This is a genomic window from Erwinia sp. 198 (assembly GCF_003937915.1).
Lineage (GTDB): Bacteria > Pseudomonadota > Gammaproteobacteria > Enterobacterales > Enterobacteriaceae > Erwinia > Erwinia aeris.
This window is the reverse complement of the sequence record NZ_RHUM01000012.1, coordinates 16,320-30,096: the sequence shown is the minus strand read 5'-3', so window position 1 is coordinate 30,096 and position 13,777 is coordinate 16,320. Positions and strand designations below refer to the sequence as shown.

The 13,777-nt window shown below is 57.0% G+C and carries 13 protein-coding genes; 2 read left to right on the top strand and 11 right to left on the bottom strand.

The features are described from left to right. Positions 1–125: 125 nt before the first annotated feature. Entirely contained in the window at positions 126–1,121 is a 996-nt protein-coding gene (gene dusA, locus EGK14_RS16385) for a tRNA dihydrouridine(20/20a) synthase DusA (RefSeq protein WP_125290170.1), read from the bottom strand. Between the two features lie 113 nt (positions 1,122–1,234). Continuing rightward, positions 1,235–2,479: a conjugal transfer protein TraF gene (locus EGK14_RS16380; protein ID WP_125290169.1), complete on the bottom strand. Its 1,245-nt coding sequence runs from the start codon at positions 2,477–2,479 to the stop codon at positions 1,235–1,237. A 438-nt stretch (positions 2,480–2,917) separates the two neighbouring features. Between EGK14_RS16380 and zur the strand changes: the two genes are divergently transcribed. Next, complete coding sequence (gene zur / locus EGK14_RS16375; protein WP_125290168.1) at positions 2,918–3,433, top strand: zinc uptake transcriptional repressor Zur; 516 nt, start codon at positions 2,918–2,920, stop codon at positions 3,431–3,433. 157 nt (positions 3,434–3,590) lie between these two features. Here zur and EGK14_RS16370 read toward each other — a convergent pair whose 3' ends face one another. The 3 genes from EGK14_RS16370 to EGK14_RS16360 all read right to left on the bottom strand — a co-directional run bounded on the left by EGK14_RS16370 (position 3,591) and on the right by EGK14_RS16360 (position 5,294). Beyond that, positions 3,591–3,800: a CsbD family protein gene (locus EGK14_RS16370; RefSeq protein WP_125290167.1), complete on the bottom strand. Its 210-nt coding sequence runs from the start codon at positions 3,798–3,800 to the stop codon at positions 3,591–3,593. Between the two features lie 413 nt (positions 3,801–4,213). Continuing rightward, complete coding sequence (gene lexA, locus EGK14_RS16365; RefSeq protein ID WP_125290166.1) at positions 4,214–4,822, bottom strand: transcriptional repressor LexA; 609 nt, start codon at positions 4,820–4,822, stop codon at positions 4,214–4,216. A 97-nt stretch (positions 4,823–4,919) separates the two neighbouring features. Beyond that, positions 4,920–5,294 carry a diacylglycerol kinase gene (locus EGK14_RS16360; RefSeq protein ID WP_125290165.1) on the bottom strand — a complete coding sequence of 125 codons (375 nt, stop codon included), beginning with the start codon at positions 5,292–5,294 and terminating at the stop codon, positions 4,920–4,922. 128 nt (positions 5,295–5,422) lie between these two features. Here EGK14_RS16360 and plsB point away from each other — a divergent pair, with 128 nt between their 5' ends. Beyond that, entirely contained in the window at positions 5,423–7,852 is a 2,430-nt protein-coding gene (plsB, locus tag EGK14_RS16355) for a glycerol-3-phosphate 1-O-acyltransferase PlsB (RefSeq protein WP_125290289.1), read from the top strand. Between the two features lie 59 nt (positions 7,853–7,911). On the opposite strand, the gene ubiA is transcribed toward plsB, so the two are convergent. The 6 genes from ubiA to EGK14_RS16325 form a co-directional block, all read right to left on the bottom strand. Beyond that, a complete protein-coding gene (gene ubiA, locus EGK14_RS16350) occupies positions 7,912–8,790 on the bottom strand; it encodes a 4-hydroxybenzoate octaprenyltransferase (RefSeq protein ID WP_125290164.1) in 879 nt (292 codons plus the stop codon). Then, positions 8,791–9,318: a chorismate lyase gene (ubiC, locus tag EGK14_RS16345; protein ID WP_125290163.1), complete on the bottom strand. Its 528-nt coding sequence runs from the start codon at positions 9,316–9,318 to the stop codon at positions 8,791–8,793. It abuts the gene before it with no gap. Between the two features lie 436 nt (positions 9,319–9,754). Beyond that, a complete protein-coding gene (gene psiE / locus EGK14_RS16340) occupies positions 9,755–10,153 on the bottom strand; it encodes a phosphate-starvation-inducible protein PsiE (RefSeq protein ID WP_125290162.1) in 399 nt (132 codons plus the stop codon). Between the two features lie 148 nt (positions 10,154–10,301). After that, positions 10,302–12,389 carry a YjbH domain-containing protein gene (locus EGK14_RS16335; protein WP_125290161.1) on the bottom strand — a complete coding sequence of 696 codons (2,088 nt, stop codon included), beginning with the start codon at positions 12,387–12,389 and terminating at the stop codon, positions 10,302–10,304. Continuing rightward, the gene (locus EGK14_RS16330) at positions 12,389–13,138 is read right to left on the bottom strand and encodes a capsule biosynthesis GfcC D2 domain-containing protein (protein WP_125290160.1); all 750 of its coding nucleotides are present in this window, start codon (positions 13,136–13,138) and stop codon (positions 12,389–12,391) included. The genes EGK14_RS16335 and EGK14_RS16330 overlap by 1 nt, the downstream gene beginning before the upstream one ends. Further along, on the bottom strand, positions 13,135–13,776 hold the full coding sequence (locus tag EGK14_RS16325) for a YjbF family lipoprotein (RefSeq protein ID WP_125290159.1): 642 nt from the start codon (positions 13,774–13,776) through the stop codon (positions 13,135–13,137). Before EGK14_RS16325 ends, EGK14_RS16330 begins: the two co-directional genes overlap by 4 nt. Position 13,777 lies beyond the last annotated feature (1 nt).

The following is a 13,777-nucleotide window of genomic DNA, read 5'->3' as shown; positions in this document are numbered from 1 at the left end:
GTCAATATCGCTATTACCTGGCGCGATATTGACCAGGTAATAGCGAGCCAGCAGCAGGCCGTGCTTTGCAGGCTGTTATTACGAGGATTTTTGTCGGCTGCTGATAGCGTCTTTGGCCTGATGGCCTACACCGCTGTCGGCACCTTGTCGGCCACCAGCGCCAGCGCGGCTTCCAGCGTCTCTACGTTCGCACCCGGCTTGTGGGCATTTTCGCTCAGATAACGACGCCACTGGCGTGCGCCAGGGATCCCCTGAAACAGCCCCAGCATATGGCGAGTGATATGGCCCAGATAAGTTCCCTGCGCCAGTTCGCGTTCAATATAAGGGTACATTGAGCGCACTACCGCCACCGGATCGACCGCAGGTCGATCGCAGCCAAACAGATCCCGGTCAACCTCTGCCAGCATGCCCGGATTTTGATAGGCTTCGCGCCCTACCATCACGCCATCCACATGCTGCAAATGCGCTTTGGCTTCCGCCAGCGACCTGATCCCGCCGTTAATCGACAGCGTCAAATGCGGAAAATCACGCTTCAGCTGATAAACGCGCTCGTAGTCCAGCGGCGGGATCTCGCGGTTCTCTTTCGGGCTGAGGCCGGAAAGCCAGGCTTTACGCGCATGAATAATAAACATGTCGCAGCCGCCCTGCTCCGATACCTGACGGATAAAATCGCAGAGAAACTCATAGCTGTCCTGCTCATCAATGCCGATACGGGTTTTTACCGTCACCGGAATCGACACGCGATCGCGCATGGCCTTCACCGCGTCCGCTACCAGCGCGGCTTCCCCCATCAGGCAGGCGCCGAAGCGTCCGTTCTGCACGCGATCGGAAGGACAACCGACGTTCAGGTTGATCTCGTTATAGCCGCGAGCCTGTGCCTGTTCGGCACATTGCGCCAGCGCAAGCGGATCGCTGCCGCCAAGCTGCAGGGCGACCGGCTGCTCCTGCTGGTTCCAGGCCAGATAGTCGCCTTTGCCATGGATAATAGCGCCGGTGGTGACCATCTCGGTGTAAAGCAGCGCCTGACGGCTCAGCTGACGGTGAAAGTAGCGGCAGTGGCGGTCGGTCCAGTCCAGCATTGGCGCAACGGAAAAACGGTGGGCAGGTAAATTTTGGGTCATAAAGCGCAAAGACTCTGATTAACAAATGACGATAATGTGCGCAATGATAGCATGACTGCCCGCAATCGCTAAACGGGCTATGAGGGCGCACGGCGATGCGCCCCTGAGAGAAATCAGAACGTGAAGTTAAGCTGGGCTACCGCGCCCCAGGTATTGTCGTCACCCCGCATCCCGGCCAGGTCCAGATGCACCTTGTTAAACGGCGACAGGCCAAAACCGGCGGTGACCACGTTGGTATCGTTAGACTTCATATCCGCACGATAACCTGCACGCAGCTGCAGCCAGTCCAGTACGCGATACTCCGCGCCCACGCCTGCATACTGGCTGTCCTCCACCGTTTTAAACCGCTTGGTCGGCGTGGCGTCCACATCCAGCGCCGCCGTCAGCCGCTCGGTATGATAAGAGACGCCAGGCGTCACTACCGGGCGGATCTGGTAAGTATCCTTGTAGCCGTTCACTTCGCGGGTATCAATATCGCGGGCAATCAGGTTCTGCGCGCTGACGCCCAGCGTCCAGTTATCGTTCAGATCGGTCGCCGCGCCGGCATCCATGTTGAAACCGGTATTGGAATTTTTATAGCGCCCTTTGGTGAAATCCGACTTGTCGTAGTTATAAACGGAGGCGCTATAGTTATAGAGATAAGTCTTCTGGATCTTCGGCGTGATGCCAAACGAAACCGGATGACCGGCAATATTGAACTCATGCGCCACGGCAACGCCGTAGTCATAAACTATGGCGCCGCGTCCCAGCGCTGACGAGGTCAGCAAGTTCTGCGCGCCCGGCCGTGGAAAATCGGTGCCGTCGGCAATGCGCTGCAAATAGTCGATATCGCCCTGGCTGACGTTCGCCGTCACGTGCGCCGTACCGTAAGCTTTCGCCACGAAGGCAAAAGGCAGCACCTCGTTCGGCACGGTCACCGCCACGGCCGCGCCTGCCGTAGCCCAGGCTTTGTTGCCCTTGATGCCGCGCAGCTGGCTCGCCAGATCGCCGGCAGCCGCCCGCACGCGTGGATAATTCGTGATCAGACTGATGGGATCCTGCTCGGCAATATCCTGATAGCGGTCAACGCTGTCGCTCAGGTCATCCACTTTATCGATGAGCTTGTGCTTATCCGTCAGCTGCGCACCAGCGGCCGGAAGAATAATGCTGACGTCGTCTTCCGGCTGGGCTTTCGTCATCAGCGCCGGGTTAGCCAGTACCGCCGTGCCGTAGGTTGAAGAGGCTACGCCCGTCCCACCCATCGCATCGTTGCGGGCGTCGTAGTAGTTGCCAGCGGCCAGAGCGCTTAGCGGAGCCAGAAACAGCACGGGAAATACAACCGGTCGGGTGAATCTGTTCAGCTTAAATTTTTTGACCATTTACTTCTAACCCTTCAACAAAGGAGACAGCGCCTGAAGCGCGACAAGTGTGATTGTCCGTATAATGGGCCGAACGGCGCTAAGTCATTAGCCTGAACTAAGTCAAATTACCGGGGCTTTTCTGCTCATTGCGCGGCTTTTAATCTGCTAGCTGGCCTGAAAATAAGCCGTGTTTTCAACGTCTGCTGTGGAAAGGTTTACAAATACTTAAGTAAATGTAGCTAAAACATTTCAGAGTGCAACCGTTATTGACGGTCTTCTTTAGTAATGAATGGTACAACGCAGCCGATAACAAAGGTGAGTTTCTTCTCTTCGGATTTGACTGAAATTTTTTGCGGGCATAGCCGTGAAGGGAGACGCTCGGGCGGGAAGTCGGAAGCGCGGCGTTTTTATCGGCGCTGTGATAATATAACGTGCTAAGCCAGCCTGGGGAAATCTATGAACATTAACAGTCCTGAAAACATTCTGTCGCAGGCGGAAGCTATCTGTCAGCAGCGCAACGTCAGGCTGACGCCTCAGCGTCTGGAGGTGTTGCGGCTGATGAGCCAGCATCACGGCGCGATCAGCGCGTACGACCTGCTGGACCTGCTGCGCGCCAGCGAACCGCAGGCCAAACCGCCCACTATCTATCGGGCGCTGGAGTTTCTGCTGGAACAGGGATTCGTACATCGCGTGGAGTCAACCAACAGCTATGTTGTCTGCCATCATTTCGAAGAGCCTGCGCATACCTCAGCGATGCTGATCTGCGACCGCTGCGGCGGCGTAGCGGAACAACATGCGGAAGGCGTGCAGGATATTCTGAAGTCCCTGTCGCGGACAGCGGGCTTTGCGCTGACCAACAGCGTGATTGAAGCGCACGGGCTGTGCAAAAGCTGCGTCGAGGTGGAAGCCTGCCAGCATCAGGATGCGTGCCAGCACGATCACACGCTTGGTACAAAAAAGCGCGGCCGTTGAAACGGTCAACCATCAGAATAATTTAAGCGGCAAAACTGAACAAAATAGCGGCAGTCAAAACAACAAGGGCAGCGCCAGAAGCGCTGCCCTTGCTTTAGAAGGCTATCCGGTGAGTCAGCTCTGGCAGTGCCAGCCGGCCTTCCCGGACGCTATCTTATCAGAAGCGATGGTTATTGCTGGTTTCCCAGTCGCCCAGCTCTTTCTCAGCCTGGTCTTTGGTGTAACCGTAGCGTTCCTGAATTTTGCCGACCAGCTGATCGCGTTTACCTTCTACGACAGTCATGTCGTCATCGGTCAGCTTGCCCCATTTTTCTTTAAATTTACCTTTTAACTGTTTCCAGTTACCGCCGGCTTCGTCTTTATTCATCTTGTTTCTCCTTAACCTTAGGTGATAACAGCTTATCGTTACAGCAAAACCGCTGACAGCAACATAAAACGCTGCCCAAATGCTTAACGTACGGATAATTGTAGTAGAAGATGGCAGGTTTGCACGGCGAGGCGGTGTATTTTTCTAAAAAAAGCGAGGCGGCACGAGCCGGGCAGCATAAACCCGCGCAGGATCGGGTACTTAAGGAGCGGGAAAACGGAAGCGCCGGGGGCGATGTTGCAGGCTCGACAGGAGAGGACGGGAGGCATAAGGATGCAGACAATGGTCCCAGAAGCGATCGGGCAATATGACAAATGCAAAATAAAAGACTTAAGCGGCACGCCCGCCGGTACGTTTATTTAGCAGGCCTCTGCACCATCACCATGACGCAGAGGCGGCACAGCGTCTGGCTATTACAGCCAGCTGCCGTTACGGATCACGCCGACGGCAAGCCCTTCAATAGAGAAGGTATGCTCACGCAGATCCACCACAATCGGCTGGAACTCGCTGTTTTCCGGCAGCAGATGCACAATGTTGCCCTGCTTTTTCAGACGCTTGACGGTAACTTCATCATCAATACGCGCTACCACGACCTGGCCGTTGCGCACGTCCTGCGTTTTGTGAACCGCCAGCAGGTCGCCATCCATAATGCCGATATCCTTCATCGACATGCCGCTCACGCGCAGCAGAAAATCCGCGCCCGGCTTAAACAGATCGGGATCGACCTGGTAATGGCCTTCGATATGCTGTTCCGCCAGCAGCGGTTCGCCTGCCGCCACGCGGCCTATCAGCGGGAGACCGTCGACTTCTTCCATCATCAGGCGGATACCGCGTGATGCGCCGGAAACGATCTCGATAACGCCTTTACGCGCCAGCGCCTTCAGGTGTTCTTCAGCCGCGTTCGGGGAGCGGAAGCCGAGCTGGGCGGCAATCTCTGCCCGCGTCGGCGGCATGCCGGTCTGGTTAATATGCTGGCGAATCAGGTCGTAAACCTGCTGCTGCCTTGCCGTTAGTGCTTTCATCCCGCCCCCTGGTTGTTTATACAGTCGACTGTGAGTATATACAGGTATTTCGTCAATGAAAACCTCAACCCGGATAAAAAACCATGCTTATAGCTATTTAGCCCGGCGGCTGATGAGAAAGCAGGATCGTCAGCCAGACAAAAACCGCTAACAGAATAGCTAACAGCACGGCAGCCGAGCCCATATCTTTGGCGCGCCCGGAAAGCTCGTGGAACTCATTGCCCAGCCTGTCGACCACGGCTTCTATGGCGCTGTTAAGGATCTCCACAATCACCACCAGCATGACGGAGCCAATCAGCAATACTCTGGCCAAAGGCGCCACGTCCAGCCAGCAGGCGATAATAATCGCCACTACCGCCGCAACCACCTCCTGGCGGAAAGCCGCCTCGTGTTGCCAGGCCGCCCGTAATCCTTTCCAGGAATACCCCGCAGCTTTAATGATCCGCGTTAAACCCGAGGCGTTATTTGCCATAATCAGGGAACCCTTTGTTCTGTTTAGCGTCAATGTCAGGGTAGCGCACATTTTGCAACACCACAGATCTCATGCAAGGATTCTGGTATGCTTGCGGCGCTTTGCTAACAAGAGGCTTTATGTTGTCTATGTCAGGTTGGCGTAATTTATATTACAAATTATTGAATTTACCGGTAAAAATGCTGGTAAAAAGTAAAGCGATCCCTGCCGAGCCGGTCGTTGAACTGGGGCTGGATACGTCGCGCCCTATTATGTATGTGCTGCCATACGATTCAAAGGCCGATTTGCTGGCGCTGCGTGAGCAGTGTCGCAAAGAGGATCTGCCCGATCCTTTAGATCCGCAGGAGATCGACGGCACGCTGCTGCCCCGCTACGTCTTTATTCATGATGGCCCGCGCGTGTTTCCTTATTACGCGGCCAATCCGGAATCCGTAAAGACGTTTCACGACTATCTGGATCTCCATCGCAGTAACCCACTGCTGGACGTGCAGATGGTGCCCGTCTCGATCATGTTTGGTCGGGCGCCGGGACGTGAAGTTCAGGGCGAAAGCCAGCCGCATCTGCGCGTGCTGAACGGCATTCAGAAATTTATCGCCGTCCTGTGGCTGGGTCGTGACAGCTTTGTACGTTTCTCGCCGATGGTGTCGCTGCGCCGTATGGCGACCGAGCACGGCACCGATAAAACCATCGCCCAGAAGCTGGCGCGCGTGGCCAGAATGCATTTTGCCCGTCAGCGCCTTGCCGCAGTCGGCCCGCGTCTGCCTGTGCGTCAGGATTTGTTCAACAAGCTCTTACAGTCCAAGGCTATTGCCAAGGCCGTAGAGGACGAGGCGCGCAGCAAGAAAATCTCCCATGAGAAGGCGCAGCAGAATGCCATTGAGCTGATGGAGGAAGTTGCAGCGGATTTCTCCTACGAGGCAATCCGTCTGACCGACAGGATCATGGGCTGGACGTGGAGCAAGCTCTATCAGGGCATTAACGTTAACGGCGGCGAGCGCGTGCGTCAGCTGGCACAGGACGGCCATGAAATCGTTTACGTGCCGTGCCACCGCAGCCATATGGATTACCTGCTGCTCTCCTACGTGCTTTATCACCAGGGCCTGGTGCCGCCGCATATCGCTGCGGGCATCAACCTGAATTTCTGGCCGGCCGGCCCGATTTTCCGTCGCCTGGGCGCTTTCTTTATTCGCCGCACGTTTAAGGGCAACAAGCTCTACTCCACCGTTTTCCGCGAATATCTGGGCGAGCTGTTCACCCGTGGCTATTCCGTGGAGTACTTTGTGGAAGGCGGCCGTTCCCGTACCGGACGCCTGCTCGATCCGAAAACCGGCACGCTGTCGATGACCATTCAGGCGATGCTGCGCGGCGGCAACCGCCCGATTACGCTGGTGCCGATCTATATCGGCTACGAGCACGTCATGGAAGTGGGCACCTATGCCAAAGAGCTGCGCGGCGCGACCAAAGAAAAAGAAGGCTTTATGCAGATGGTGCGCGGGCTGCGCAAGCTGCGCAACCTGGGCCAGGGCTACGTCAACTTCGGTGAACCGCTGCCGCTGGTCGCGTATCTGAACAAGCACGTGCCGGAATGGCGCGACGCTATTGACCCGATCGAGTCCCAGCGTCCGGCCTGGCTGACGCCAGCGGTCAACGATATCGCCCAGCGCGTCATGGTGCGGATCAATAACGCGGGCGCGGCCAACGCCATGAACCTGTGCGTTACCGCGCTTCTGGCTTCCCGTCAGCGTTCGCTAACCCGCGAGCAGCTGGTGGAACAGCTGGACTGCTATATTCAGCTGCTGCGCAACGTGCCTTATTCGCCGGACGCCACCGTGCCGGACATGACGCCGGAAGCGCTGCTGGATCATGCGCTCAGCATGAACAAGTTCGAGATTGAGCAGGATAATATCGGCGAGATCGTCGTGCTGCCGCGCGAGCAGGCGGTGCTGATGACCTATTATCGCAACAACGTTCACCACATGCTGGTGATGCCGTCGGTGATTGCGGTAATTTTGATGCAGCATCAGGAGCTGACGCGCGCCGAGCTGCTGCGCCAGGTCAGCGTGATCTATCCAATGCTGAAAAGCGAGCTGTTCCTGCACTGGGAAAAAGACGAGCTGCCGGGCGTGCTGGATCCGCTGGTCAGCGAAATGGCGCGTCAGGGTTTGTTGACCGCCGACGAGCAGACGCAAACGTTACGCCTCAGCCCTGCCCGTTTCCATACGCTACAGCTGCTGGCGGCCGGCGTGCGGGAGACGCTACAGCGCTACGCCATCACCTTCTCTATCCTCAGCGCCAATCCGTCGATCAACCGCGGTACGCTGGAGAAAGAGAGCCGCACCATGGCGCAGCGCCTGTCGGTGCTGCACGGCATCAACGCGCCGGAATTCTTTGATAAGGCGGTGTTCTCGACGCTGGTGCTGACGCTGCGTGATGAAGGCTACATCAGCGATACCGGCGATGCGCACTATGAAAGAACGCACAATGTCTATCAGCTGCTGGCCGATCTGATTAGCCAGGAAGTACGGATGACGATTGAAAGCGCGCTGACGTACGAGTAGGTCAGCGATAAAAAAAGGCCGGCGTGAGCATCACACCGGCCTTTTTTATTGGCTGGGGATCAGCCAGAAAACGGCGCGCAGCTCAAAGCGATGCCGATAAAGAGGAGCAGTCCCACATAGTTGTTATTCAGAAAGCCACGAAAGCAGGCGTCACGTTCGCGAGCGCTAATCAGCTTCTGCTGGTAAATAAACAGCGCTGCCGCCGCCAGCAGCGAGCAGTAAAAAGGCGTCCCCAGCTGCGTCAGCCAGCCGATTACGACCATCAGCACCAGCGTGGCCAGCTGCAACAGGCCGATAATCAGCGTATCGAAGCGGCCAAACAGGATGGCGGTGGATTTGACGCCGATTTTCAAATCGTCATCCCTGTCCACCATCGCATATTGCGTGTCGTAAGCGACCGTCCAACAAATGTTGGCGAAAAACAGCAGCCAGCAGGCCAGCGGCACCGTTTCGCTGACCGCCGCCCAGCCCATCGGAATGGCCCAGCCAAACGCCGCGCCCAGCACCACCTGCGGCAAATGGGTATAGCGCTTCATAAACGGATAGATCCACGCCAGCGCCAGGCCGCCAAAAGAGAGCAGGATGGTCATCAGATTCATGGTAAGCACCAGGCAAAACGACACCAGCACCAGACCGCCAAACAAAAATTTCGCCTCCGTCGAGGTGACTGCGCCGCTCGGCAGCGGTCGCGATCGCGTGCGTTTGACGTGTCCGTCTATCTTGCGATCGGCAAAGTCGTTAACCACGCAGCCCGCCGCGCGCATAAAGAAGACGCCCAGCGTAAACACCACCAGCACGTCGAGCGGCGGCACGCGCAGCCCGGCCAGCCACAGCGCCCAGAAAGTCGGCCACAGCAGCAGCAGCGAGCCGATTGGCTTATCAATCCGCATCAGGCGGCTGTAGGCCTGAAGCTTACTGGCAGGTAAAGATTTTTCCATCTACTTCTTCCTTTCGGCCTGGACGGCGTGATAAAGCGGCGCAGGCGGTAAAAACAGTTCGGTCAGCAGCAGCGGCTTGCCGGAAAGGCGCAGCAGCGAGCGGCGGCCCCACAGGTCGTGGCTGCGTCCCGGCTCGATAAAATCGCGGCTGAGCGTCGACGAGGCGAAAAGATAGCGCCCCAGCGGCTGGCTGCCAAGCTGTTGCAGCTTCTGCTCCGGCCCTTGTAGCGTGGATTCCGGCAGAATGGTGCGGGCAGCCAGCCAGGCTTCGCCATCGCCGCACAGCAAAATTTCCCGCAGCCAGTAACGCGGTTCTTCAGGCAGCAGCAGCGCATCCGCGCCCGCTTCTTGCGCCCCGATAAAGCCCTCGCGCAGGATCTCAACGGTGACTTTTTCGCAGTGGCGTTCAAAGCGGCGGGTCATGGAATCTTCTTCCATCAGCCAGTCAAGCAGCGACGGCGTCAGCTGGGGCGAAGAGAGTGGAAGCCACTCGATGGCGTGTAGCTGCGTTAGCGCGGGGCTGGTCATTGCGCTTCTCCGGGCAGTCAATCAGGTGCCCTAGTGTAGCCTAAGGCGAAAGGCGTTAAACAGAATTTTAACCGGGTAACGAAGCGGAAAGCCGCCCGGTAAGAACGGCCTGCTGGCTTACTTGCCTGCTGCGTTAACGATCGCCGTTATGGGACAGATCTCACTTCCCTTCTGCGAATGACCACAGCACACCAGAAACAACGAGCACGATACTGCTTCATTGTGCGGCCCTGTTAAAGACCGTTTCGTAACGCCACCACCGAAGAGGTAACTGCGAATGCAAGTACCAGGGAGTGCTTGCGTTAAATCAGCAATCAACTGCTGGCAAGGCCGCTTACCTGGCCAGCGCAAAAAAACCGCCTTTAAAGACGGTTTTTTTGTTTCTGCTTTTAGGCGAAAAGCTGCCGCTTCGTCAGCCCGCAAAGTCTCTTCCTGCCTATTCGCGTTTCAGGCGGTTGCTGTTCGCCAGCCACAGCGTGATCACCAGGATCAGGATCGCGACAGAATAAGCCAGCGTGTCGAGCGGATTCTTATGATCGACAATGATCAGACGGATAATGGCCGTGATGCCGATATACACAAAGTAGCGCAGCGGAAAGTGGTAGCCGGACTGGAAGTACTTCACGATCAGCGCAATAAACTCAAAGTACAGAAAGTAGATCACAATCCCTTCGATCAGCAGATACGAAGAGGTCTGCTCGCCAGTGTTCAGCAGCACGTTGGCCAGATGAAACGTCTCTTTTCCTAAAAAAACGGCAAGAATACCGGCCAGTGAAATCAGGCCTACGTTCAGCACCATCTGTAAAAACCAGGCAATACGCGTGGCGTTAATCATTATCATCCTCTACAAATACGATTTCCCGTCAGATCATCCTGACCGCCACAATATGCTTTAGTGTGAGCTGCTTCACAAGTTTTCCGCAGGCCAGCCGCCCGCAGCAGGCATAAAAAAAGGGGCGAAATTTCGCCCCTTGCTCTGCACCCTAGCGGAAGTCTTTGTCCCGGTCGGTGGTCATATCGTAAAGCTGATATTTGCGGCCCAGCATCTGGCCGCCGTCGCGCGTCAGCGGCGTCCAGTTGACCTGCGCGCGTCCACGCGTCGGCGAAGCGGTAAACAGATCCATCGGAATAGAAATGTAGAAGCCTTTGGTAAAGTCGCCTTCGCCATATTCCTCCGCCGAAACGTTGGTTTTGGTGGCGTAAGCGCCGACGATCACGCCGCTGTCGAACTGCCGGGAAACGTCCAGCGTCGCGCCTTTGTCCTCGGCCAGATACTGACCCACGCTCGCCTTCACCAGCACCTGATGGTTAAAGAAGGCAGGACGCCAGTAGGCGGTCAGGTTACCGACTTTCGCATTGTAGTCGGTGAACTGCATCATGTTGTCCCAGTCGCGTTGCTTAACGTAGTTGGCGTCAACGCCGAAAGCCCAGTCGGAATCAAGCGGACGATAAAGGAGTTCGCCGCCCACGCCGCCATACATCGTTTCCAGATAGCCGCCGTAAACCTGCCCGTAAAAACCGTTGCCCAGGTAGTGCATATAGTTGGCTTGCAGGTTATTTACGTAGACGTTGTTGTCAACATAGTCGCGGATATGGGTACGGACGCGCGGCAGCGAGGAATCGGCCGGTGCGCCGTTATAGTTGAATTTATCGTAATTGTTCGCCAGGTTGCCGAAGACGCTGCCGTCCACCAGCAAATGATCGGTCAGCCAGTAGTTGGCGCTGGCCATGACGCCGACCTGGTACAGATAGAAGCTTTCCGGCCCGCCGACGGACTGGTTCAGCACCGGCGACAGGCTGGCGTTAAAGCGATCCGCATCGATGTAATAGCCCTGCTCGGTATGGCCAGGATCGGACGGGTTAACCCGCTTCTGATCCAGCATTTTTTCTTTACCGAGCGGATAGCCTTCCAGCTGCTGACGCAGGCTGTCGGTGCTGGTTTCCGTGGTGACCTGCGGCATATTGTTGCGCGTTTCGGTCACGTTCAGTTTTTCGATGTTTTGCGGCAGCGCATTCATCATGATCACATTAGCGCGATCGATCCCTTCCTGAGTATTGCGATATTTTACCTGCTGACCGGAAACGTAAAGCGTGTCGCCCTTCACCTGAATTCTTGGCCCCACCAGGCCCGCATTATATTTCAGGTCGGTCAGCTGGTTAGCCACCACCGTCGGCTCGAGGAATTCGCCCTGCGGCTGCGGATTGTAAGCCGGCTTAGGCGCATCCACCGAGGCGGTATGCAGATCGTTGAAGTTGGTGCGCAGCGTAAAGCCCGCCATCAGCGTGTTGCCGCGCTCGTAGCTGACGTTAACGTCGGCCCAGTCGGTGATGCGATAAATAGCGCCGACGTTGACTTTGCTTTTCTGCTCCAGGCGACCGGCGAAATCATCCTGATAGTCGTTGCCTTCGTATTCCACCTTCAGACGCAGCGGCTGCCACGGCGTCTGGTACTCAATGCCGCCGAAAATAGCCGCCGGGCCTTTAAACAGATCTTTGTCGCTGACCGAACCGGCAGTGCCGTTGGTGTTGGAGCGGTAGCAGTAGCTGCTGTCCGCCTCGCAGAACGGGTTTTTGACCGTGCCGCTGTTGCCGAGATAGCCAAAGCCCAGCCCGACAGTGAAGTCAAACGGTCCCCAGGCTTTGCTGGCAACCATATATTCGCTGTCGAACAGCCCTGTACCGCCCAGGTCACGCGCGCCGACAGACACTTCCGGCAGCCAGTAGCCTTCCTGCCACAGTCGTGCTTTAAGATCGAACGCCTTGTCTTTATAAGACTGGCTGCCGCTGAAGCTTTCCACGGCGCTGTAGCGACGAGTTTTCACGTCGGTATAGCGGATGGTAGCTTCCAGCCACGGGAAAAGCTGCACCGAGGAAGAATAGAAGCGGTACTGATCGTTATAGCGGTAGTTCAGGCTGAATTCGCCATCTTTCGCCATGCGCGCCGTCGGCACCTGCAGCAGGCCCACGCCGCCAAAGTCGGACTGCGATGGCCCGACAGGATCCGCAGCCTGAGCCTGGCAAGCGCAGGCCACGGACATCGCCAGCAGGCTGAGAAGGTAAGTTTTTTTCATCAGTCAGGGATCCGGTGCGTCAAAACAGAAATAATTTGCTGGTTAAGGTCCGGGCCGTCAGGCAGCGACCAGGCAGAAAAGCCAACGTAAATGATGCTGCCCGCGTCGGGTTCAACATGGCGGCGATTCCAGTAGGCGACCGGCACCTGTTCCGTTTTGCCGGAAGGCGCGATAAGCGTGACGAAATTGCGCTCGCCGCCGTCCAGACGCTCGTGGTCAACCAGATAGTCAACCACGCTGCGGCCCGCAACCCAGGTTGTTTTGCCGCTGTTGTTCGCCAGACCGGCAATCATCAGGCTGCCGGGTTTTTGCAGCGTATAGACGCTGTATTCGCCCTCCAGCCGACGGTTCTCTTCTGGCCGCAGGCGCACCCAGTCCGGATCGAGGTTCACAATCTGACGCCCCGTGACTTTAATGGCGGCAATCTGCTGGTAAAGGTTATCGATGACCGCGGCTTTTTCGCCGTTATCGTCAGCGCGCAGCGCTGCGCTCCAGCTTTTCAGACGCGCCAGCAGCTGCTGCTGTTGCTGTACCGCCGCTGCCGTCGCCAGCTTTTCGCTGATAACCGTGCCTGGCCACCAGGTATCTGCCAGCGCGGGGCTTGCCGTCAGCTGCACCAGGTTTTGCGCATGGCTGACCAGCGCAGTTTCGCTGCGATCCGGCGAGAAGACGGTGACTTCGCTGTCGGCGCACACGTTCAGCGATACGCAGGCGGCGAGACCGGCGAGGAGATAAGTAATATTTTTCATGATTTTGCAGGCTTCAGGATGGTGGTTTCAACGGAAACGTCGTCGCCGCCCAGCGTCTGCCGCGACTGGCGAACCTGGCCGGTAGTGGTGTCGATCCAGAAAATATTGTGCCAGGTTTTACCTTCGGCCGTGACCTCTTCCTGCCAGACGCGGCAGGCGACGCGGTGCCCTGTCAGGTCAAGCACCTGATCCTGCAAACGCGTAAAGCGCGATATCGCCGTCGCAGCGTGGAAGCGGCCCTCTGCTGACCAGGTCAGCTGGCGTGTCCAGCCTGCCCCGTCGCTCAGATGCAGCGGATCGGCCAGCGGATCCTGAGCAAGGTTGCTCACCTCATGCAGGTTGTCCGCCAGGCCTAACGTTTTCACCACGCGGCCATGCTGCGTGACGATCATGGTGCGATCGCGCGTGATCCATTTTTGCTGGCCGTTTTCGTCAAAGCCCAGCACCACAAAAATACGCTGCCCGTTATTAACGCGCAGATACATGCTGGCATAGGGCAGGCCTTCGACCTGCTCTGCCGTCACCTCGACGTCGTCCGGCCCGAGCAGAGCGAGTTTTACCGTCTCCCCCAGGCTTTTTTGTGTTTGTGTGCAGCCCTGGGCAAGCAGGCATAAAAGCAGCAGTGGTAGGTAGCGCACT